At 70.4% G+C, this 21245-nt stretch carries 15 protein-coding genes and 1 pseudogene; 8 read left to right on the top strand and 8 right to left on the bottom strand.

The window, feature by feature from the left end:
• Positions 1–105: 105 nt before the first annotated feature.
• Positions 106–1353, top strand: coding sequence for a GNAT family N-acetyltransferase (locus tag P8T65_RS30365; RefSeq protein ID WP_316728366.1), 1248 nt, complete (start codon positions 106–108; stop codon positions 1351–1353).
• 214 nt (positions 1354–1567) lie between these two features.
• Here P8T65_RS30365 and P8T65_RS30360 read toward each other — a convergent pair whose 3' ends face one another.
• Both P8T65_RS30360 and P8T65_RS30355 read right to left on the bottom strand, forming a co-directional pair.
• Positions 1568–2416 (bottom strand): DNA-formamidopyrimidine glycosylase family protein, encoded by an 849-nt coding sequence (locus P8T65_RS30360; RefSeq protein ID WP_316728365.1) that lies wholly within the window; start codon positions 2414–2416, stop codon positions 1568–1570.
• Positions 2417–2594: 178 nt separating this feature from the next.
• Positions 2595–3080 (bottom strand): ribose-5-phosphate isomerase, encoded by a 486-nt coding sequence (locus P8T65_RS30355; RefSeq protein ID WP_316728364.1) that lies wholly within the window; start codon positions 3078–3080, stop codon positions 2595–2597.
• A gap of 277 nt (positions 3081–3357) precedes the next feature.
• On the opposite strand from P8T65_RS30355, the pseudogene P8T65_RS30350 reads away from it, so the two are divergent.
• Positions 3358–4836, top strand: a pseudogene (locus P8T65_RS30350) (amino acid permease).
• 84 nt (positions 4837–4920) lie between these two features.
• On the opposite strand, the gene P8T65_RS30345 reads toward P8T65_RS30350, so the two are convergent.
• Positions 4921–7125 carry a protein kinase domain-containing protein gene (locus P8T65_RS30345; protein WP_399100826.1) on the bottom strand — a complete coding sequence of 735 codons (2205 nt, stop codon included), beginning with the start codon at positions 7123–7125 and terminating at the stop codon, positions 4921–4923.
• 261 nt (positions 7126–7386) lie between these two features.
• Between P8T65_RS30345 and P8T65_RS30340 the strand changes: the two genes are divergently transcribed.
• Positions 7387–8169, top strand: coding sequence for a cell wall protein (locus P8T65_RS30340; protein ID WP_316728362.1), 783 nt, complete (start codon positions 7387–7389; stop codon positions 8167–8169).
• 178 nt (positions 8170–8347) lie between these two features.
• On the opposite strand, the gene P8T65_RS30335 is transcribed toward P8T65_RS30340, so the two are convergent.
• The gene (locus P8T65_RS30335) at positions 8348–8932 is read right to left on the bottom strand and encodes a biotin transporter BioY (protein WP_316728361.1); all 585 of its coding nucleotides are present in this window, start codon (positions 8930–8932) and stop codon (positions 8348–8350) included.
• 454 nt (positions 8933–9386) lie between these two features.
• Between P8T65_RS30335 and P8T65_RS30330 the strand changes: the two genes are divergently transcribed.
• From P8T65_RS30330 to P8T65_RS30320, 3 genes are all read left to right on the top strand, one after another.
• Positions 9387–10772 (top strand): amino acid permease, encoded by a 1386-nt coding sequence (locus tag P8T65_RS30330; protein ID WP_316728360.1) that lies wholly within the window; start codon positions 9387–9389, stop codon positions 10770–10772.
• Positions 10773–10920: 148 nt separating this feature from the next.
• The gene (locus P8T65_RS30325) at positions 10921–11562 is read left to right on the top strand and encodes a superoxide dismutase (RefSeq protein WP_316728358.1); all 642 of its coding nucleotides are present in this window, start codon (positions 10921–10923) and stop codon (positions 11560–11562) included.
• Positions 11563–11791: 229 nt separating this feature from the next.
• Positions 11792–12010, top strand: a complete 219-nt coding sequence (locus P8T65_RS30320; protein WP_230211699.1) for a hypothetical protein — start codon at positions 11792–11794, stop codon at positions 12008–12010.
• Between the two features lie 259 nt (positions 12011–12269).
• Here the strand turns inward: P8T65_RS30320 and P8T65_RS30315 are convergent, their stop codons facing one another.
• Positions 12270–12926, bottom strand: coding sequence for a DsbA family protein (locus P8T65_RS30315; protein WP_230211698.1), 657 nt, complete (start codon positions 12924–12926; stop codon positions 12270–12272).
• A gap of 185 nt (positions 12927–13111) precedes the next feature.
• Between P8T65_RS30315 and pepN the strand changes: the two genes are divergently transcribed.
• Both pepN and P8T65_RS30305 read left to right on the top strand, forming a co-directional pair.
• Entirely contained in the window at positions 13112–15730 is a 2619-nt protein-coding gene (gene pepN / locus P8T65_RS30310) for an aminopeptidase N (protein ID WP_316728356.1), read from the top strand.
• A 276-nt stretch (positions 15731–16006) separates the two neighbouring features.
• Positions 16007–17086 carry a hypothetical protein gene (locus P8T65_RS30305; protein ID WP_316728355.1) on the top strand — a complete coding sequence of 360 codons (1080 nt, stop codon included), beginning with the start codon at positions 16007–16009 and terminating at the stop codon, positions 17084–17086.
• A gap of 96 nt (positions 17087–17182) precedes the next feature.
• Here P8T65_RS30305 and P8T65_RS30300 read toward each other — a convergent pair whose 3' ends face one another.
• From P8T65_RS30300 to P8T65_RS30290, 3 genes are all read right to left on the bottom strand, one after another.
• Positions 17183–18394 carry a serine hydrolase domain-containing protein gene (locus P8T65_RS30300; RefSeq protein WP_399100816.1) on the bottom strand — a complete coding sequence of 404 codons (1212 nt, stop codon included), beginning with the start codon at positions 18392–18394 and terminating at the stop codon, positions 17183–17185.
• 111 nt (positions 18395–18505) lie between these two features.
• Positions 18506–20284, bottom strand: coding sequence for a TIGR03767 family metallophosphoesterase (locus tag P8T65_RS30295; RefSeq protein ID WP_316728354.1), 1779 nt, complete (start codon positions 20282–20284; stop codon positions 18506–18508).
• A 354-nt stretch (positions 20285–20638) separates the two neighbouring features.
• On the bottom strand, positions 20639–21103 hold the full coding sequence (locus P8T65_RS30290; RefSeq protein WP_316728353.1) for an NUDIX hydrolase: 465 nt from the start codon (positions 21101–21103) through the stop codon (positions 20639–20641).
• Between the last annotated feature and the right edge of the window lie 142 nt (positions 21104–21245).

Raw genomic sequence — 21245 nt, 5'->3', positions numbered from 1 at the left:
CCCCGTGCGCCCTCCGTGCGGCACCTGGGAAGGATCCCACGTCGAACGGCGACGCGCGGGGCAAATTCGTTCGCTCGTACTGGATTGCCCTGCTAGGCATGGCGTATGACGACTGAGCTGCGGGCGCTGCGCAAGGAAGACTGGAACGTCTGGTACGACAACCTCGTCCGCGCCTTCGGCGGCACCCCCGAACCCCCCGAGGAACGGGAGTTGTGGAAGGCGCTCACCCCGTACGACCGCTCGATCGGTGTGTGGGACGGCGATCAATGCGTCGGCACGGCCGGGGCGTTCGACTTCCGGATGACGGTGCCCGGGGGCGCGGTCGTCCCGACGGCGGGCGTCACGATGGTCGGCGTCGCGGCCACGCACCGGCGGCGCGGGGTGCTGACGTCCATGATGCGGCGGCAGTTGGACGACATCCGCTCCTGGGGCGAGCCGCTGGCCGTGCTGACGGCGTCCGAGCCGGTGATCTACGGCCGCTTCGGGTACGGCCGGGCCACGCATCGGCTCACCGCCGACATCGACACCACCCGGGTACGGCTGTCCGTGCCGCCCGGCACCGATGACGTACGGCTGCGGTACGCGGATCCGGCCGAGGCGCTCGACGTGTGCGAGGAGGTGTACGCCCGTCTGGTGCCGGAGCGGCCGGGGATGATGGAGCGGCGGCCCGGCTGGGAGCGGGTGGACCTGCTCGACACGGAGCGCCACCGGGAGGGGGCCTCGCCGTTGCAGTGCGTGGTGGCCGAGCGGGCGGGTGAGGGGGCCGGTTCCGGGGTCGTGGGGTACGCCCGTTTCCGGATCAAGTCCGACTGGGGGCACGCCGGGCCGGAGGGGGTCGTCCAGGTCAGCTCGCTGCAGGCCGTGGACCCCGCCGCGCGGGCCGCGTTGTGGCGGTTCCTCTTCGACATCGACCTGACGCGGTGCGTGGTGGCCCACCGGCTGCCGGTGGACGAGCCGGTGCTGCACCTGGTGTCGGACGTCCGCCGGTGCGGACTGCGGGTCAAGGACGATCTGTACGTGCGGCTCGTGGACGTCGGTGCCGCGCTGCGTGCGCGGACCTATCAGGCGCCGCTGGACGTCGTGTTCGAGGTCGAGGACGCCTTCTGCCCCTGGAACGAGGGACGTTGGCGGCTCACCGGCGACGTCAAGGGCGCGACCTGCGAGCGGACCGCCGACGCCGCCGATCTCTCCCTCTCCGCAGGGGAGTTGGGGGCGGCCTATCTGGGCGGGGTGAGCCTGGCCTCACTGGGCACGGCCGGGCTGGTGCGGGAACTGCGGGAGGGGGCGCTGGCGGAGGCGTCCACCGGCTTCCTGTCCTCGGGGCTCGCGCCCTGGCTGCCGCACGGGTTCTAGGGCCTGCCGTTTGGATCACGCCGACTTCGGGAGGCGGGGCCTTGATACTGCCGGTGAGCGGGGCCTGGTGCGTACAGCTGCAAGGCGGAGGAGGGAGTCAACGGCGGAGCGTTGGAGACCGACGACAACGCGGCAGATGTGCGCACCAGGCCCCGCGGCCCAGGCGTGATCCAAAACGACAGGCCCTAGGACGCCCGGGCAACAGCGCGCGGTATCAGCGGTGTTGGCAGGACGGGCACCAGAAGAGGTTGCGGGCGGCGAGATCGGCGGTGCGGATCTCGCCGCCACAGATGTGACAGGGCAGGCTCGCCCTGCGGTACACGTACACCTCACCCCCGTGGTCGTCGACGCGCGGCGGACGGCCCATCGCCTCCGGGAGGTGATCGGGGCGGACCGTGTCGATGCGGTTGTGGCGTACGCCCTCGCGCATCAGGGCGACGAGGTCGGCCCAGATCGCGTCCCACTCCGCCGGGGTGATGTCCCTGCCCGCGCGGTAGGGGTCGATGCCGTGCCGGAAGAGGACCTCCGCGCGGTAGACGTTGCCGACGCCCGCGATGACCTTCTGGTCCAGGAGGAGCACGGCGATGGTCGTACGGCTGCGGGAGATCCGGGCGTACGCGCGGGCCGGGTCGGCGTCGGGGCGGAGCGGGTCCGGGCCGAGGCGGGCGTGTACGGCCCGTTTCTCGGCGTCCGTGATGAGGGCGCAGGTCGTGGGGCCCCGGAGGTCCATGTACGACGTGTCGTTGCGCAGCCGGAGGCGGACGGTCTCCGTGGGCGGGGGCGCGGGGGCTGGACCGAAGGTGACCTTGCCGAAGAGGCCGAGGTGGATGTGGACACGTTCCTCGGCGGCCGCGTCGCCGAGGTGTAGGAAGAGGTGCTTGCCGTGGGCCTCGGCCGCGTGGAGGGGGGTGCCGGTGAGGAGGGCGGCGGCGGCGAACTTGCCCTGGGGGCTGGTGACGTGGACATTCCGGCCGACGCCGTGGCCTTCGGGGCCGTCGCCCTCCGGGCCGAAGTGGGTGCGGCAGTCTTCGGCGAGGCGGTGGATGGTGTGCCCCTCCGGCACGGGGTCCTCCGGGGGTTCGGCAGGGGGTGGGGGTGGTTGGGGGTGCGTCGTCGGGTGCGGGTGCGTGGGGGTTGCTCGCGCAGTTCCCCGCGCCCCTGAAAAGCCGGGGCTGCGCCCCCTGCTTTTCAGCCCACAGCCCCGTCGGCTGCGCAGCCGACGGGGTCTGCTTGCCCGGTGACTACGGCTGCGGGTGGTGCGGCGGGATCGGCGGCAGGTCGCCCGTCGTCTCGTAGGACGCCAGCATGTCGATGCGGCGGATGTGACGCTCGTCACCGGAGAACGGCGTGTTGAGGAAGGTCTCGACGAACTTGGTCGCGTCCTCCTCGGAATGCATCCGGGCGCCGACGGCGACGACGTTCGCGTTGTTGTGCTGACGGCCCAGCGCGGCCGTCTCGGCGCTCCACGCGAGGGCCGCGCGGACGCCGGCCACCTTGTTCGCGGCGATCTGCTCGCCGTTGCCCGAGCCGCCGATGACGACGCCGAGGGACCCGGGGTCCGCGGCCGTACGCTCCGCCGCGCGGAGGCAGAACGGCGGGTAGTCGTCCTGGGCGTCGTAGATGTGGGGCCCGCAGTCGACGGGCTCGTGGCCGGCGGCCTTCAGCCACTCGACGAGGTGGTTCTTGAGTTCGTATCCGGCGTGATCCGAGCCGAGGTAGACGCGCATGGTCCGAGTGTGACACGCGTGTTTCGGCGCGGCACGACGGGGTGCGGGACCAGGAAAGCGCGAGCCGGGCCGCGAAACCTCAAGTAAATCTCAAGTAAAAATCTGGATTCAAAGGTTCAGGATTCCTTTCACCTCCGATTCGCTGGATCGATCTTTACGGCGGTCCATCCGGCCCCCAGCTGTGCACTCTCGTCTCCCGCTCTGACGAGAGTCGATCGGGTGGTCCTTGGGCAGACGCACGGAAGTCCCCACAACGGCGCAAAGGAAACCTCCCCCCATGACCTCCCAGCCGACTCTGGCGGACCAGGCAGACACACCGGGCTCCTCCTCTCCCCCCTCCCCCGGTCTGCACGCCGGCCTCAAGAACCGTCATCTGTCGATGATCGCCATCGGGGGTGTCATCGGCGCCGGCCTCTTCGTCGGGTCCAGTTCCGGCATCGCCACGGCCGGCCCCGGCATCCTGCTGTCGTACGCGCTCGTGGGCACGATGGTGGTACTGGTGATGCGGATGCTCGGTGAGATGTCCGCCGCCAACCCGACCTCGGGTTCGTTCTCCGCCCACGCCGACCGCGCGCTCGGGCGCTGGGCCGGGTTCTCGATCGGCTGGCTGTAGTGGTTCTTCTGGGTCGTCGTGCTCGCGGTCGAGGCGACCGCGGGTGCGGTGATCCTGGAGGGCTGGATCCCCGCCGTACCGCAGTGGGGCTGGGCGCTGATCGTGATGATCGTGCTGACCGCCACGAACCTGGTGTCGGTGGGCTCCTACGGTGAGTTCGAGTTCTGGTTCGCCGGGATCAAGGTCGTCGCGATCGCCGCGTTCATCGTGGTGGGCGGACTGGCGGTCTTCGGGGTGCTGCCGGGGGCCGAGACCGAGAAGGCCGGGCTCGCGAATCTGACGGACCACGGCGGGTTCCTGCCCAATGGCGCGGGCACCATCCTCATCGGTGTGCTGCTGGTCGTCTTCTCGTTCATGGGCAGCGAGATCGCCACCCTGGCCGCCGGGGAGACGGAGAACCCGCAGAAGGCGGTGACGAAGTCCACCAACAGCATCATCTGGCGGATCGGCGTCTTCTACCTCGGCTCGATCTTCGTCGTGGTGACCCTGCTCCCGTGGAACGACCCGTCGATCAAGGAGAAGGGCTCCTACGTGGCCGCCCTGGACTCCCTCGGCATCGCGCACGCCGGGCAGATCATGAACTTCATCGTGCTGACCTCGGTGCTGTCCTGTCTCAACTCCGGTCTCTACACCGCGTCGCGGATGGCGTTCTCGCTGGGGACGCGCGGGGACGCGCCGCGCGCGTTCGGCCGTACGAACGCGCGGGGTGTGCCGATGGCGGCCATCCTGTCCTCGGTGGTCTTCGGGTTCGTCGCGGTCATCTTCAACTACTTCTTCCCCGAGGGTGTCTTCCTCTTCCTGGTCAACTCCTCCGGTGCGGTCGCCCTGTTCGTGTGGCTCGTCATCTGCTTCTCCCAGCTGCGGATGCGGCGGATCATCAAGCGGGAGACGCCGGAGAAGCTCGTCGTGAAGATGTGGCTGTACCCGTATCTGACGTGGGCCACCATCGGGCTGATCCTCTTCGTCCTCGGCTACATGCTCACCGACACCGAACACGGCAACCGCGAGATCCTGTTGCTGTCGCTGCTGGTCGCGGCGGTCGTGGTCGGCATCGCGCTCGTGAAGGAGAAGGTCGGTGGCGGGAAGTCCGCCGCCGGGTCCGCCGCCGGGTCCGCCGAGAAGGTGTCCGACACGGTGAGTTGACCGTGATCGGCTCGTAGGTCCGGATAGGGGTCCGGTGGTGGTTCTTCCGCCACCGGGCCCTCTTTTTCGTGCCCACGGTGGGATCTACAGCGGAGTGAAGCTCTCCTCGACCTTCTCGTAGATCGGGAGGGCGCGGTCCTCGATGTCGGGGTGGTACCAGGTGGTCAGCTGGTACGACTTGCCGCCGGTGTTGAAGCCCAGGGAGCGGACGTGCCAGGGCAGTTCCTGGGCGGTGACGGTGTACTCCCACACGACGGCGGGCCTGCCACGGAACTCCGTCTCCTCCAGGCGGATTCGCTGGTATCCCGGCCCCTCGCTGGTGCTCTTCTCCTTCTTCCGCCACTGCTCCAGCAGATCACCGCGCGCGAGCGAGGCCTTGCCGACGATCTCCTGCCGGGCGTCCGGCGAGGTGTAGTGCACCTCCGCGCCGGCGTGCACCTCCCGGGAGAAGCCGTCGGGCGGGACCCAGGCGAACACACCGGCCTCCGTGCGGGCGCCCGGCAGCAGCTTCGGTGGCCGGGACGTGCCGGCGACGGTGGGGGACGGGGAGGAGGCGGAGGGCGAGGCCGTCGTCGACGACGACGCCTTGTCGTCTTTGCCTCCCTTGTCGTCGGGCGAGCCGTTCACCGCAGGTACGACGACCGCGGCCACGGCGGCGGTCACGGCCACGGCGGCGGCAGCGACGAGGCCGATACGGCGGTTGCGCCGACCGCGGCCCTCGGGGCTCGTGGGACCGTCCGGCTCCGTATGCCGGGACGGCACGGGCGGGCCGGGCAGTTCGCCGGACGGCATGGGGGTGGGAGTGGGAGTGGGGTGCGCTGCGGGGGTGGGAGTCGAGGTGCGCCGGGGCCTGGTCGGTAGGTCGCTGTGAGGGGAGCGCTCGGGCGCCGGATCGGGGTCGGACTCGGGGAGACGGGGGTCTGCCGGGGGCTGAGACGCGGGAGGGGAGGGAGGGGTGGAGGGAGGGGTGCCGCGGAGGACGGGCGTGGTGGCTCGGTCGGGTTCCGGGATGGAACGGACTGTGGGGGTGCGGTGTGCTGGTGGAGTCGGGTGGGGTGCGGGCGTGGGGTGTCGTGCGGGGGAAGGGGGCGTCGCCTCCGCTTCCGGGGCGGGGCCGGTCGGCGGTTGCCCGTTTCCGTCCGGTGGCCCCGGCCTCTCGTCGGGCGTCGGCATCAGCGTCGGCGTTGGCAGCGGCGTCGGAGGGCTCGCGGTCGGCTGGTCGAGGTCGGCGGCTACGGATGCCGCACTGCCGGGTGCGGTGGCGTTCGGTGTGGTGATACCTGATGCCGTGGTGCCTGATGCCGTGGTGCCTGATGCCGTGGTGCCTGATGCCGTGGTGCCTGATGTCGAGGTGGCTGATGCTGCGATGCCTGGTGCTGCGATGCCCGACTCCGCGTCATCGCGGCCCGCTTGGGCGTGGTCGGCTCCAGGGTCCCCCTGGGCCGGTTCGCTCGGCTCGCCGGTGGGCCGGGGTTCCTCCGACTCCGGCGGTGCCGGTTCCGTCGGCCTCCTGGCCGCCTGTGGGGCGGCCGCCGGGGGTGTGGTGACGGCACGCAGTGCCTCGATGAGGTGGGGCAGGCCCGGTCGGGCCTCGGGGGCCTTGTCGAGGAGGGCGGCCAGGAGGTGCTGGAGGGGGCCCGCGGCGGCGGGGAGTTCGGGCTCCTCGTAGAGGACGGCGTGGAGGGTGGCGAGAGTGGTGGAGCGCGAGAAGGGGGAACGTCCGCCGAGGGCGGCGCAGAGCGTGGCGCCGAGGGACCAGAGGTCGGAGGGCGGGCCCTGGGGGCGGCCGGAGACCCGCTCGGGGGCCATGTAGTCGGGGGAACCGACGAGCATGCCGGCCATGGTGAGGGCCTCGGCGTTCTGGAAGGCGGCGATGCCGAAGTCCGTGAGGACGGCCCGGTGGATGCCCGTGCGCCTGATCAGGACGTTGGCCGGTTTGATGTCGCGGTGCAGGACCCCCTGGGCGTGCACCTGGCCCAGCGCGTCGACCAGTTCGAGGCCGATCCGGGCCGTGTCGTGCGCGTCCAGAGGGCCGTCCTCCGCCACCAGCCGTTCCAGGGAGCGGCCGTCGACCAGTTCCATGACGATCCAGAGCCGCTCACCCGCGTCGACGACGTCGTAGACGCGTACGACGTTGGGATGGTCGATCCGGGCCGTGGCCCTGGCCTCGCGCAGGGTCCGCTCGCGCCGGGTGCGGCTGTCCTCCGGGTCCTGACCGTCGATACGCATTTCCTTGACGGCGACCTGCCGGTCGAGTATTTCGTCGGTGGCCCGCCAGACCCGCCCCATTCCGCCTTGACCGATGCATTCGACCAGCCGATAACGGTCGGCCACGACAAGACCAGGAACACCGCCCCGCGTTATTTCCGGCACCCCCATGCCCCCCTTCGACAACCCTTTCACAAATGACCGCACGCGCCTCAGAAGAACCACATCGTCGCGCATTGGTCACACTTCGTGCCGCACCAGCATAGTGCTGGGAAATCTTGTGGTACCTCTTCATAGGCCGTGAATTCAGGCACGGCCAGGGGGACGCAAGGGGGATGGAACATGAGTTCTCATCGTAAGACTGCCATCGCCGGATCGCTGCTCACCGCGTCGTTCACGTCGGTGATGATCCTCGGCTTCACGGCCTCGGCGGACGACGAGGGGGGATTGAGCAATCATGGAGGAAAGACCGTGGACGCGGCACCGGCGGACGTGAAGCTCTCGACGCTGCTGTCCAAGGAGATCAACGTCGACAACAAGTCCGGGGAAACCGATATCACCGGCGTCGTGAAGAACGAGGGAAGCAAAGCGAGTGGCGAAATCCGATTGCTCGTGGTCGGTTTCGACGGCATGACGGTCAAGAATGTCCAGGGTTGTTCGGCAATTCCGGAGGGAGATCTTCCCGACGGCGCGAACAGCGGTTTCGCGTGCGCGATCGACGATCTGGCGGCCGGAAAGTCGAAGACCTATGCGATCGATGCCACGTACGACCTGAGCAAGCAGGGCAAGATCTGTCTGCCGGTGCAGAACGCCGACGGGTCGAAGACGTACTGGCAGCAGGGGCCGGTCCCGTTCGGTACGACCAACCAGGCACCGAACGAGCCCGCGACCCCGCTGCTCCTCGGCACCGACAACAGTCCGGTCACCCCCGGTGGCGGAGACGATGACGGGGGCAGCGGCGGTGGCGGTGGTGGTGGTGGTGGGAAGGACGACACGCCGGACGAGCTGCCGCAGACCGGTCCGGCCGACCGGGTCCTGCCGCTGGGCCTGGCGGGCGCCGCGCTCGTCTCCGCCGGTGCGGCGGGCCTGTGGTGGAACCAGCGGCGGGCCCGGCAGGAGTCCTGACCCGGGAGGCCCGAACACGGGAAGCGCGAATGTCTGAACACAGGTGCCGCGCACGCAAGAACACAGTTGGCGCGCACGCATGAATGCCGAAGAGGCTCGCCGTGGTGCGGTCGGTGGACGACGACCCGGCGAGCCTCTTCGGGGGCGGCGCCCGCTCAGTGGCGGGGCGTCACCTGTGTCACTTCTTGAGCAGCTTCCACGCCGTCGGCAGCAGGCCCATGGCCAGTACGACCTTGAGGGCGTCGCCGATCAGGAAGGGGGTGAGGCCGAGCGCGACGGCGGAGGAGAGGCTGATGTCGGCGGTGGCCGCGAGGTACGGGACACCGACGGCGTAGATGATCGCCTCGCCGACGAGCATCGTGCCGGCCATCCGCAGCGTGGCCCGGTCGCCGCCGCGACGGGCCAGGGCACCCACGGCGGCGACCGCCAGGACCATTCCGAGGATGTAGCCGAAGGAGACGCCGACGCCGGACGTGCCGTTGGCGAACCACGGCACACCGGCCAGGCCGGCCAGCGCGTACAGGGCGAGGGCGGCGACACCGCGGCCCGCGCCGAGGGTGGTGCCGACGAGCAGGGCCGCGAAGGTCTGGCCGGTGACCGGGACCGGCGAACCCGGCACGGGCACCGCGATCTGGGCGGCGAGCCCGGTGAGCGCGGCACCGCCCACCACGAGCGCGATGTCGCGGGCGCGGGCGCCGGAGAAGGGCAGACGGTCGGCAAGGACCTCGCCGGGGCGGGCTGACGTGGCGACGGCGGTGCTCATGTTGGGGCTCACTCCGGCGGGTGACGGGGGCGGGGACACGGTGACGCTATCCCAGCCGACTCGGGCCGGACATCATCAGCGCTCGACAAAGGCATGAACGACGGCTTGGTTGACTTCGAACAAAGGATGCTGGTTACACCTGGTACGGCGTGACACCGGTCACTGAGGTGAAGCCGCTTGGGACCTGACGGGGCGTCGACTCGCATCTGTAGGGTTTCACCAATCGGGTCGACGGGGTGCACAGGTGCCGTCTCGCCCGTCGGTCGCCGCCCGGGCAGCGGTGGGCTCCGCTTTGCCGGCTTCGGACGCATGGCTGCCCGGGCCCGGCACGTAGCCGCGCAGTCACCTTCCGTACCGGTCGCGTCCGGATAGCGGACAGCCTCTCCGTGCGTATGGAGGGGCTGTTCAGACTGTCGGCGCTTTTGCCGTCTCACGCATCGGACGAACCGCGCCCATGCCCAGCACCTCCGTCAAGGCTCCACAAGAGTCCGACGCGTCCCTGTCCCACGGCCTCAAGCAGCGCCACCTGTCGATGATCGCCCTCGGCGGTGTGATCGGCGCGGGCCTCTTCGTCGGGTCGGGGGCGGGCATCGCCGCCGCCGGTCCCTCGATCGTCCTCGCGTACGCGCTCTCCGGGCTCCTCGTCATGCTGGTGATGCGGATGCTCGGCGAGATGTCCGCCGCGTATCCCTCCTCGGGCTCTTTCTCCGCGCACGCCGAACGCGCCATCGGTCCGTGGGCGGGCTTCACGGCCGGCTGGTCGTTCTGGGTGCTGCTCTGCACGGCCGTCGGCCTGGAGGGCATCGGCGCCGCGAAGATCGTGGCGGGGTGGCTGCCGGGGACGCCCGAGTGGGCCTGGGTGGCGCTGTTCATGCTGGTGTTCCTGGGCACCAATCTGGCCGCCGTGAAGAACTTCGGCGAGTTCGAGTTCTGGTTCGCCGCGCTGAAGGTCGGCGCGATCTCCCTGTTCCTGGTGCTGGGCGTGCTGGCCGTCGCCGGTGTCCTGCCCGGCACCGAAGCGCCCGGCCTCGCCAACCTGACCGGCGAGGGCGGTCTACTGCCGGGCGGCACGGACGGCCTGGTCATCGGCCTGCTGGCGTCGATCTTCGCGTACGGCGGTCTGGAGACCGTGACGATCGCGGCGGCCGAGTCCGAGGACCCGGTGAAGGGCGTGGCCACGGCGGTCCGTACGGCGATGTGGCGCATCGCCCTCTTCTACATCGGCTCCATGGCGGTCATCGTCACCCTCGTCCCGTGGGACTCCGAGGAGGTCGTGGAGAAGGGCCCGTACGTCGCCGCGCTCGACCACCTGGGGATCCCCGGCGCCGGTCAGGTGATGAACGTGGTCGTACTGGTGGCCCTGCTGAGCGCGATGAACGCCAACATCTACGGCTCGTCCCGGATCGCGTACTCCCTGGTGGCGCGCGGGCAGGGCCCGAAGGCGATCGGCTGGGTGTCGGGTGGGGTCCCGCGGATCGCGGTCCTGGCCTCCAGCGTCTTCGGCTTCCTCTGCGTCCTGCTCAGCTACTGGCGCCCCGACGACGTATTCCCCTGGCTGCTGAACATGATCGGGGCGGTCGTCCTCGTCGTCTGGATCCTCATCGCCGTCTCCCAGTTGCTCCTGCGCCGCCGTATCGAGCGGGAGGCCCCGGAGCGGCTGGTCGTGCGGATGTGGGCGTTTCCGTGGCTGACCTGGGTGGCGCTCGCGGGGATGGCCGCCGTGTTCGTCCTCATGGCCCGGGAGCCGGGGACGCGGACGCAGTTGTACTGGACCGGCGGGATGACGCTGATCCTGGCGGCGGTCGGGTACGCCCGGCAGCGGGCGCGCGCCGCGCGCTGATCCCCCTCACACTTCAGGGCCCTCGCGCGGAGGACGGACGGTCGGTTCACGCGAGGGCCCTTTGGCGTGCCCGGACAGGCCCCTACAGTCTCTTGCTGCTAGTGTGCACTTGCAAGTAGCTTGCAATAAGAGGTCGGAGGGGACCCCCATGCCCGTCTACACGCTTCCTGAACTGCCGTACGACTACGCGGCGCTGGCACCCGTGATCAGCCCCGAGATCATCGAGCTGCACCACGACAAGCACCACGCGGCCTACGTCAAGGGAGCCAACGACACCCTGGAGCAGCTGGCCGAGGCGCGGGACAAGGAGAGCTGGGGGGCGATCAACGGCCTGGAGAAGAGCCTGGCCTTCCACCTCTCCGGCCACATCCTGCACTCGATCTACTGGCAGAACATGACCGGCGACGGCGGCGGCGAGCCCTTGGAGAAGGACGGGGTCGGTGAGCTGGCGGACGCCATCGCCGAGTCCTTCGGCTCCTTCGCGGGCTTCAAAGCCCAGTTGACCAAGGCCGCCGCGACCACCCAGGGCTCGGGCTGGGGCGTGCTGGCCTACGAGCCGCTGAGCGGGCGGCTGGTCGTCGAGCAGGTCTACGACCACCAGGGCAACGTCGGCCAGGGATCGACCCCGATCCTGGTCTTCGACGCCTGGGAGCACGCCTTCTACCTTCAGTACAAGAACCAGAAGGTCGACTTCATCGACGCCATGTGGGCCGTCGTGAACTGGCAGGACGTGGCCCGCCGTTACGCGGCGGCCCGGTCCCGCGCGGATGTGCTGCTGCTGACCCCCTGAGCCGGCGGCCGAGACGCCCTGCTCGTGATCGTCTTCTCAACCTTCACCGGGCAGGCGGGAAAAGGGAGAACCCCCGCGAGGACGTGACTCGCGGGGGTTCTCGCCCTCCGACCGCCGGAACACGCCACGGCAGGACGCATTCCGGTCTGACCGCTTCCTCATTTTTCGCCCTATGCTCCCGTTTCCGGCCGGATTCCCGATCCGGCGGACCGGACCGACGGGAGGTCGCGTGGACACGAGCTACAAGCACTGCCCGCCGTGCGGCGGCGGCAAGCCCCTGCCGTTCTACAAGGCGGACAAGGAAGTACGGCAGTACCTGGAGTCGCTGGGCAAGAACCCGGCCGGCTGGTGGCGCTGCGGCAACCGCGGCGAGAAGGGCCGCTGCCTCTTCGTCCAGCCGTACGGCAACCAGAGCGAAGGCCTGACCCTCCCCGAGTCCTTCCGGTGAGCTTTTCCCGGTACTACGGCACCACCAGTCACCGAAGGGCGACTGAGCCGACGGTCACCCACGGCGAGTGAGCCGAAGGGGCGCGCCTGTGTCGAGAGCCCGATCGCGCGCAGCGCCCGACGAAGGAGGGCCGAGCACGATCGGGCTCTCGGCACAGGCACAAGCGCCCCGGAGGCGAACCGAGCCTCAAGAAATCAGGAGGGCCGAGCACGATCGGGCTCTCGGCACAGGCACAAGCGCCCCGGAGACGAACCGAGCCCTAAGAAAGCAAGTTGCTGAAGTCCGGGCCCTTGGTGCGGGTGCGCTTGATCTCGTAGAAGCCGGGGACCGACGCGACGAGGAGGGTGCCGTCCCAGAGCCGGGCGGCCTCCTCCCCCTTCGGCGCGGGGGTGACGACCGGCCCGAAGAAGGCGATCTGCTCGCCGTCGGCGCCGGGGACGGCGATCACGGGGGTGCCGACGTCCTGGCCGACCTTGTCGATGCCCTCCTTGTGGGAGGCGCGCAACTCGGCCTCGTACGGGGTGTCGTCCCAGTGGTCCATGAGGGACTCGGGCAGGCCGACGTCCTTCAGCGCGGCGGCGACCGTCTCCTTCTCGGGGCCCTCGCCCTGGTTGTGGATCCGGGTGCCGAGCGCGGTGTAGAGGTCGCCGAGCACCTCGGGACCGTGCTCCTGCTGGGCGGCTATCACGATCCGCACCGGGCCCCAGGCCTTGGTGGCCAGCAGCTCGCGGTACTCCTCGGGCAGCTCGTCGATCTTGGGCTCGTTGAGGACCGCGAGGCTCATCACGTGCCAGCGGACCTCGATGTCCCGGACCTTCTCCACCTCCAGGACCCAGCGCGAGGTCATCCAGGCCCAGGGGCACAGCGGGTCGAACCAGAAGTCGACAGGGGTCTTGCCGGAGGTCTGCTCGGACATGGTTCTCCTCGAAAGGGCTTGAAGGCGCTTGAAGGGACTTGAAGGGGCTACGAAGGCGGAGTCGTGCGGGCGCGGTCCACCGGGCAACAAACCGGCAACACCGAGGACCGCCCCGGCCATTCCCGCGGTGCATGGCAGGATCAGGCTGTCCGCATACTGAACACCACCCCGAGGGAGTGCCGCCCGTGCCCGGTGAGAATCTGACCCGTGACGAGGCCCAGGAGCGGGCCGCGCTGTTGTCCGTCGACGGTTACGAGGTCTCCCTCGACCTGCGGTCCGCCGTCGGGGAGTCCGGTGACCTCGCCGGCGAACCGCGTACGTTCCGGTCGGTGACGACCATCCGCTTCCGGTGCGCCGACCCGGGCGCCACGAGCTTCGCCGATCTGGTCGCGCCGCGTGTGACGGCCGTCTCCCTCAACGGCAAGGACCTCGACCCGAGCGAGGTCTTCGACGGCTCCCGGATCACCCTCGACGACCTGGCCGCCGAGAACGAGCTGGTGGTCGACGCCCAGTGCGCCTACTCCCGCACCGGCGAGGGCATGCACCGCTTCGTCGACCCCGAGGACGGCGAGGTCTACCTCTACACGCAGTACGAGCCGGCCGACTCCCGCCGAGTCTTCGCCAATTTCGAGCAGCCGGACCTCAAGGCCCCGTACCGCTTCGAGGTGCGCGCACCCGAGGGCTGGGTCGTGTGGAGCAACGGGGTCGGCGAGCGGACGGACGGGGTGTGGCGGTTCGCGGAGACGAAGCCGATCTCGACGTACATCACGGCGGTCGTCGCGGGCCCGTACCACTATGTGACGGACACCTACGAGCGGGTCTTCGAGGACGGTACGCGGCTGGAGATCCCTCTCGGCGCGATGTGCCGCAAGGGTCTCGCGCCCTACTTCGACTCCGACGACGTCTTCGAGATCACCAAGCAGGGGCTGGACTTCTTCCACGACCACTTCGACTACCCGTACCCGTTCGGGAAGTACGACCAGGCGTTCGTGCCCGAGTACAACCTCGGCGCGATGGAGAATCCCGGACTGGTCACCTTCCGGGAGGAGTTCATCTTCCGCGGCAAGGTCACCCGGGCGTCGTACGAGCGGCGGGCCAACGTCGTCCTGCACGAGATGGCGCACATGTGGTTCGGCGACCTGGTGACCATGGTGTGGTGGGACGACCTGTGGCTGAAGGAGTCCTTCGCGGACTTCATGGGCTCCTTCTCGATGGTGGAGGCCACCCGTTTCACCAACGGCTGGGTCACGTTCGCCAACAACCGCAAGTCCTGGGCGTACCGAGCCGACCAGCTGCCCTCCACCCACCCGATCACGGCCGACATCCGTGACCTGGAGGACGCCAAGCTCAACTTCGACGGGATCACCTACGCCAAGGGCGCGTCCGTACTGAAGCAGCTGGTGGCGTACGTGGGGCGCGAGGCGTTCCTGGAGGGCGCCCGGCGCTACTTCAAGCGGAACGCGTACGGCAACACGAAGCTGGGCGACCTGCTGTCGGTGCTGGAGGAGACCAGCGGCCGGGACATGGCGTCCTGGTCGCGGGCCTGGCTGCAGACGGCGGGGGTCAACTCCCTCACTCCGCAGGTGCTCCTGGACGCCGAGGGCCGGATCGACGAGCTGGCAGTGGTGCAGGAGGCGGCGGAGTCGCATCCGGAGCTGCGGCCGCACCGGGTGGCGATCGGTCTGTATCGGCGTACGGACGCGAACGGGGAGGGCGGCTCGAACGGCGAGGGCGGCTCCGGCGCGCTGGAGCGGTACGCGCGCGCCGAGGTCGATGTCGACGGGCCGCGTACGGTCGTGGCCGAGCTGGCGGGGGCCGAGGCGCCCGCGCTGGTGCTGGTCAACGACGACGACCTGACGTACTGCAAGATCCGGTTCGACGCGGCGTCGCTGGACACGCTGCGGGCCGGGCTCGGGGACATCACCGATCCGCTGGCGCGGGCGCTGTGCTGGTCGGCGCTGTGGAACCTGACGCGGGACGCGCTGCTGCCGGCGCGGGACTTCGTGGACCTGGTGCTGCGTTTCGCCGGGCGGGAGTCCGACATCGGGGTACTGCAGATGCTGCACGCGTGGGCGAGCTCGGCGCTGACGCACTACGCGGCGCCCCAGTGGCGGGAGACCGGGGGCCGGCTGCTCGCGGAGGGTGCGCTGCGGGAGCTGCGGGCCGCCGAGGTGGGGAGCCAGCACCAGCTCACGTGGGCCCGGTTCTTCGCGTCCGTGGCGTCGGACGAAGCCGAACTGGCGGTTCTGCAGGCGCTGTTGAACGGCAGCGAGAAGGTCGACGGGCTGGAGGTCGACCAGGAGCTGCGGTGGGCCTTCCTGGAGCCGCTGGCGACGCACGGGGTCGCCGACGAGGGCGCCCTGGCCGCCGAGTTGGCGCGGGACGACACGGCCTCCGGGAAGCGGCATCAGGTGCGGTGCCTGGCGGCGCGGCCGTCCGCCGCAGTCAAGGCGCAGGCGTGGGCGTCGGTCGTGGAGTCGGACAAGTTGTCCAACGCGTTGGTCGAGGCGACGATCGCGGGGTTCGCGCGGCCGTCGCAGCGGGAGTTGACGGCTCCGTACGCGGTGAAGTACTTCGAGGTGATCGAGCGGGTGTGGGCCGAGCGGTCCATCCAGATCGGGATGGACGTGGTGCGGGGGCTGTTCCCCTCGCTCCAGGACTCGCCGGGGACGCTGGAGGCGACGGACGCGTGGCTCGCCTCGCACGAGTCGGCGGCACCGGCGCTGCGGAGGCTGGTGATCGAGGCCCGGGACGACCTGGCCCGAGCACTGCGGGGTCAGGAGTGTGACGCGGCGGCGGGGTAACTGCCGCGAGGGCGTGACCCTTTGAGGGGCGCGGGGGAACTGCGCGAGCAGCCCCCGCGGCCGCCCGAGCGCACGCGCCCCCGAGCGCATAGTTCGCCGGGCCCGGTTCAGGGTTACGAAATTCGGGTAATCAGAGCCGTAACCTTTTTCGGCCCCCGTCCGGACCAGCGGATATCGGCACTCGAACGCACGTACTTTAGTGCGGTCTTGTCCGGATTTGTCGACGGGCGTGTAACAGAGGTTCATGGGCGCGCCCGACGCGGGAACCTCCGGGTCATGACGCACAACACCCCGCTCTCCCCCCGCCCCCTCCGTCGCCTCTCGGACGTCACGCGCCGGGTGCTGACGGCCGCGCAGCTGCGCGCGCAGGGTGTCACCGCCGCCGAGACGAACGAGCAGTGCCGGCCCGGTGGCTCCTGGCAGCAGATCCTGCCGGGTGTGTTCCTGCTGCACCCGGGCCCGCCCACCTCGGAGGAGCGCCTGCACGCGGTGCTCTCGTACGCGGCCCGCTCCCCGTTCCGCGAGTCCTCCACCGGGGCCGGCGGCGTCGCCGGGGTCCCCGCCCAGCCGAACGCCGACGAGCCCCGCCCGGCGGCGGCGACACCCCGTTACGCGGACGCGGTGATCACCGGGCTCGCCGCCCTGACGCTGCACGGCTTCGCGTCCGCTCCCCCGCTCCCGTCCCTCGACACGATCGACGTCCTGGTCCCGCGGCTGCGCCGGCTGCGGACCGTGGGCTGCGCGCGGATCGTGCGTACCCCGGCCGTGCCGACCCCGTCGTACGTGACCGGCCTGCCCGTCGCCCCCGTGCCGCGCGCCCTGGCGGACGCGGTCGGGGAACTCTCCGACGCGGCCACCGTGCGCAGGATGCTGACGGAGGCGGTGCGCGGCGGGCACACCGAACCTGCTGCCGTCATCCGGGAGTTGACGGAGGCGCGGCTGCTGAACCGTCCGCACGTGGCCGACGCGGTGGAGTCGCTGCTCGCGGAGGGGCGGGCCGTCGCGGAGGACCACCTGTACCGGATGGTCCGTGAACACGCGCTCCCCGACCCCGTCTGGAACGTGGACCTCTGCCTTCCCGGCGGCCCGCACCTCGGCGGCCTCGACGCGTACTGGCCGGAGCAGGCCGTCGCGGTCGAGCTGGACACCCGGGCCCCGCGCCAGGAGGACGACGCGCTGTGGTCCGAGTACGCCCGCAAGCGCGAGGTGCTGGAGCGGCTCGGCATCACCGTCGTGCACGTCCCGCCCCGCAAACTGCGTGACTCGCTGGAACAGCAGGCGGCCGTCGTCCGCACCGCGTTGATGGCGTCGTACGACCGGGATCCGGCGGCGTACGTCGTGGTGCTTCCCCGGTAAGCGGGCACTCGGACCACCAGGAGGGGAGGGGAAGGGCCGCCGATCGCTTCGGCGGCCCTTCCTCATGCCTTCCTCATGCCAGGGTCGGCGACGCGTCTACTTCGTGCAGAACTCCGCCTCCATGATCGGCAGGCTGTCTCCCGCCCAGTCGCTGTTGAAGTTGTAGGTGAGGGTGTGGCGGCCGTCGGCGGTGGTGGCGGTCTCGGAGAGGGAGCCGTGGATGCCGCCGCTGTGGCCCCAGAGCCGGACACCACAGGAGAGTGTGTAGGTGATGAGGCCGAGGCCGTAGCCGCCGCGGTCGCCGTCGACGGGGACGACCGTCTTCATCTCGGCGAGCTCCTTCTTCGGGAGGAGCTCGCCGCGCAACAGGGCGGAGTAGAAGCGGTTGAGGTCGTCGGCGTCGGAGATCATCTCGCCCGCCGCGCCGGCGATCGAGGGGTTGAGCTTCGTCGCGTCGTACGTCCTGCCCTCCGTCGTCTCCGCCAGCTTGGAGTAGGCGCGGCTGTGCGGGCCGGGGAGGGTGGGAACGGTCCCGGGGACCTTCGTGTCGCGCAGACCGAGGGGTTCGACGATCCGGGCGCGGACCGCGTCGCCGTACGGGTTGCCGGTGGCTTTCTCGATCACCAGGCCGGCGAGGACGTAGTTGGTGTTGGAGTAGCTCCAGTCGGTGCCCGGGGCGAAGGTCGGCTCGTGCTTCATGGCGATGCCGACCAGTTGGCGCGGGGTCCAGGTGCGGTAGCGGTTCTTGAGGAACCCCTCGGCGAGGAACACGTCCTTCACGAACTGCTCGTCCGAGGTGTACTCGGCGATTCCGCTGGTGTGGTTGAGGAGTTGGCGGAGCGTCACCTTGCGCCCGTCGTGGCCCTTGCCGCGGACGACGCCCGGCAGCCACTTCTCCACCTTGTCGTCCAGGGACAGCCTGCCCTCGGCGGCCAGTTGGAGCAGCACGGTGGCGGTGAAGGTCTTGGTGATGCTGCCGACGCGGAAGTGGTCGTGGGCCGAGCGCGGCTTGCCCGTGTTGAGGTCGCCCACCCCCGACGTCGCCTTCCAGACGCCGCGTCGGTCCCTCGCCTGGACCGCGATGCCGACGACGCCGTCCTCGACATTGGCGTCCATGGCCTTCTGCGTCGCGCGGTGGTCGCCTCTGGCCGACGCGGCGGCGGGTGCCGCCGCGACCGCCGGAGCGGCGAGCGCCAGCGCCGCGACGACCGCTGAGGCCGCCACGAGACCCGTGCGTGCCGTACGGGTCCTGCGTCCCGTGCGGGCTGTGCGGACCGCGGGTGCGGTGCGTGTCGTACCTGCTGACATGTGCTTCTCCCCCTTCGCCCGGCTCTCGGTGACTCCGAGAACGTCCGGTCGCGAAGGGGGACACGGCATCGCACACCGGGGTTGATCGGGTGAACGCCGGTTGAGCGGTTTTCAGCCCTTGCGGAGGACCAGCTCCGTGTTGCGGTCACCGGCCTTGCCGGTGAGGGTGTCGCGGCGGCCGGGGGCGTTGTAGGACAGCTCGCGGTAGAGGGCGGCGAGGCCGGTCTGCGAGAGGTCCGTGAAGTCGGTGGTGTGCGGGGCGGCCGATTCGATCAGGGTGGTGAAGACGGAGAGCGTGCCGTCCTTGTTGTCCACCAGCTCGATGACGCGGGCGAGTTGGGGGAAGTCGATGTGGGAGGCCGTGGAGATCTCCCAGAACGAGCCGCCCCCCGATGCCGAGTGCGGGGTGATGCGGTTGCGGTGGCTGTGGCCGTTCACCCAGGCCAGAACGTTGCGGTGGCGGCCGAGCAGCGCGAGCACCTTGTCACCGCCGTGGCGGGCCTCGGTGGGGCGGGCGGGGTCCTTGCGCAGGTTCCGCATCGACTTGCTGGTGTGGTGGCTGAAGACGATGACGTACGAACCGTCCTTGGCGGCCTCCTTCAACGTACGCTCCAGCCACTTGAGTTGGGCCGTACCGAGCGAGCCCTCATAATGCCCGCCGGGGTCGGTGGAGTCGAGGCTGACGCCGATGACGTCGTCGGCGACGCGGAAGGCGTAGTACTGGGTGCGGGCGTCGAGGTTGGCCTGCGAGTAGCCGTGGCCGACCGGGCCGGGGCCGGTGTGGGCCGGGTCCAGGTGGGCCCGGAGGTACTCCTGCGGGGTGAAGGGGGCGCGGTTCTCGTCCGGGGTGACCGAACGCATCTTCTTCGCCTGGGCCTTGAGGACGGCCTTCCAGTCGGCGCCCTTGGGGTCGCCGCCGCTCTTGACGTTGTCCCAGAGGGCCTTGCCGACCTGCTCGTCCAGCGTCATCAGCTTCTTCCCGCCGACCGCGAAGTCCGCGAAGAAGGAGTCGCCGGGGGCGTAGCAGCCGCCCGGGAGGGAGTCGTGGTTGCCGACCGTGGAGTACCAGGGGACGTTCAGGCCGGGGCTGTTGACCTCGCGGATCGCGGCGGCCAGGAAGCCGTCCAGGCGGGGGAAGCCGAGTTGCTTGTCGGCGTCGCGGAGGGCTGCGTCCGGCTGCCAGTAGAGCTTCAGGCCGCTGTTCTGGACGCCCTCGTAGCGGCGCGGGTCACCCGAGTTGGGGGTGACCCGGCCGCCGCTCATCACCTTCAGGAACCAGTCCAGTTCCGTCCGGGAGTTGTTGTCGGTGTTGTCTCCGGTCGTCATCACGAAGTGGAGCGGGGAACCGGTCACCGGGGCCCCGCGCAGCGCGTTCACCCGCTCGACGAGCGAGACGGCGCCGGCCACGGACAGCGCCTCCTGGGGCCGCCACGCGCTGGCGGTCTGGGCGCGCAGGTACTCGTAGCGCAGCGGGTGCTGGACGTCGACCACGTGCAGGTCGGTGAACTGCACGAAGGACGCCAAGGTCGTACGGCGCTTCTCGCGGCCGGCCTTGGGGGTGGCGAGGTCGCCGCGCACGACCCGCGCCCAGGCCGGGCCGGGGCCGAGGCGGCGGTAGCCGGAGGAGCCGCGGGGCGCGGCGACCGAGGCGAGGGTGGTGCCCCGGGTGTACGGCGCGAGGGGTGCGGCCGGGGCCTCTCTGTTCGAGAGGTTGGCCAAGGGGACCTCGGTGGCCGTGGCGCGTTCGGCGGCGGAGGCGGCGTGCGCTTCGGTCTCCGGCCGCAGGGCGAAGCCCACGCCCGCGGCGAGACCGACGGCGCCGGTGGCGGCGAGGAAGGCCCGGCGGTCAGGGTTGGTGGCGGCGGCAGCGACTGAGCGTATGCGCGACATGGCGCGGTCTCCCCGAGTGCGAGCGCGTCGGAAGTGGTCGCGGGGCCGCTCCGCGGTGGGGGCCGGAGTGGGGTTCCCGCTCTTCCTCGATGCTTGGCAGCGGGGGTGGCCTGGACGTTAACGACGTCGCAACGGGCGGCGCCGATCACCGTACGTCGATCTCCGGGGACGGGGTGCGTTCACTGGGGGTTCCCGAATGTGAGGAGGAGGGACGGGAAGGGGTCACTCCTTGTTCATCTGACGGGGTACGGCACCTGTTCGCCGCAGCGGCTTCGGTGATTCGGTGGGTGCGGGTGCGTCGTGGTTGTTCGCGCCCCGCGGCGGTAGCCGCATGTTCAGTCCTGCCCCGCGCCCCTATGGGGTCGCCGGTGGTTCCAGGTGGCCGTTCTCCGGGCGCTCGCGCCACAGGCGTATGCCCACGTCCACCAGGCCCACCCGCTCCAGGGTCGGGATCTCGTCCAGGGGGTGCCAGGCGGCCATGTCCGTGGAGCCGTTGGTCTCGTGGCGGAGGTCGCCGCCGGCGACGCGGGCCTCGTAGACGATGCGGAGGGCCTGGTGGTCGGCGCGGGTGCCGAGGCGGCGGGGGTAGGTGCGCCGGCCGGTGTCGATGCCGAGGAGGACCGTGGGCTCGACGGTGTAGCCGGTCTCCTCGGCGGCCTCCCGGACGACCGTGGCGTAGGGGTCCTCGCCGTGGTCCATACCGCCGCCGGGCAGGGTCCACTTCCTCTCGCCGCCGTCCCGGGAGACCCAGCGGGCCAGCAGCAGGTGTCCGTCGCGTACACAGACGGCGTAGGCCGCCACCCTCAACTCCTCACGCATGCACAGACGTTAGCCAAAATGTCCGCTCATGCACGGTCATCGCCCCCCTGGCCGGTGGCGGATTTACGCCATGACACAATCCCGCCGCGGCCAACACTCCCCAAACATGTGTCACTTCGGTAAGGCTGAGCGATCATCCGGC

The organism is Streptomyces sp. 11x1 (genome assembly GCF_032598905.1).
GTDB lineage: Bacteria > Actinomycetota > Actinomycetes > Streptomycetales > Streptomycetaceae > Streptomyces.
The sequence above is the reverse complement of the archived record's forward strand: the minus strand, read 5'-3'. Positions and strand labels throughout refer to the sequence as shown.

Bases quoted from the DNA above. Each gene is read 5' to 3' on its own strand.
- P8T65_RS30295 (WP_316728354.1), bottom strand. From the start codon at position 20,284: ATGTCGCGCATACGCTCAGTCGCTGCCGCCGCCACCAACCCTGACCGC.
- P8T65_RS30335 (WP_316728361.1), bottom strand. From the start codon at position 8,932: ATGAGCACCGCCGTCGCCACGTCAGCCCGCCCCGGCGAGGTCCTTGCC.
- P8T65_RS30345 (WP_399100826.1), bottom strand. From the start codon at position 7,125: ATGGGGCGGGTCTGGCGGGCCACCGACGAAATACTCGACCGGCAGGTC.
- P8T65_RS30325 (WP_316728358.1), top strand. From the start codon at position 10,921: ATGCCCGTCTACACGCTTCCTGAACTGCCGTACGACTACGCGGCGCTG.
- P8T65_RS30290 (WP_316728353.1), bottom strand. From the start codon at position 21,103: ATGCGTGAGGAGTTGAGGGTGGCGGCCTACGCCGTCTGTGTACGCGAC.
- P8T65_RS30315 (WP_230211698.1), bottom strand. From the start codon at position 12,926: ATGTCCGAGCAGACCTCCGGCAAGACCCCTGTCGACTTCTGGTTCGAC.
- P8T65_RS30305 (WP_316728355.1), top strand. From the start codon at position 16,007: ATGACGCACAACACCCCGCTCTCCCCCCGCCCCCTCCGTCGCCTCTCG.
- P8T65_RS30330 (WP_316728360.1), top strand. From the start codon at position 9,387: ATGCCCAGCACCTCCGTCAAGGCTCCACAAGAGTCCGACGCGTCCCTG.
- P8T65_RS30355 (WP_316728364.1), bottom strand. From the start codon at position 3,080: ATGCGCGTCTACCTCGGCTCGGATCACGCCGGATACGAACTCAAGAAC.
- P8T65_RS30365 (WP_316728366.1), top strand. From the start codon at position 106: ATGACGACTGAGCTGCGGGCGCTGCGCAAGGAAGACTGGAACGTCTGG.
- P8T65_RS30300 (WP_399100816.1), bottom strand. From the start codon at position 18,394: ATGTCAGCAGGTACGACACGCACCGCACCCGCGGTCCGCACAGCCCGC.
- P8T65_RS30340 (WP_316728362.1), top strand. From the start codon at position 7,387: ATGAGTTCTCATCGTAAGACTGCCATCGCCGGATCGCTGCTCACCGCG.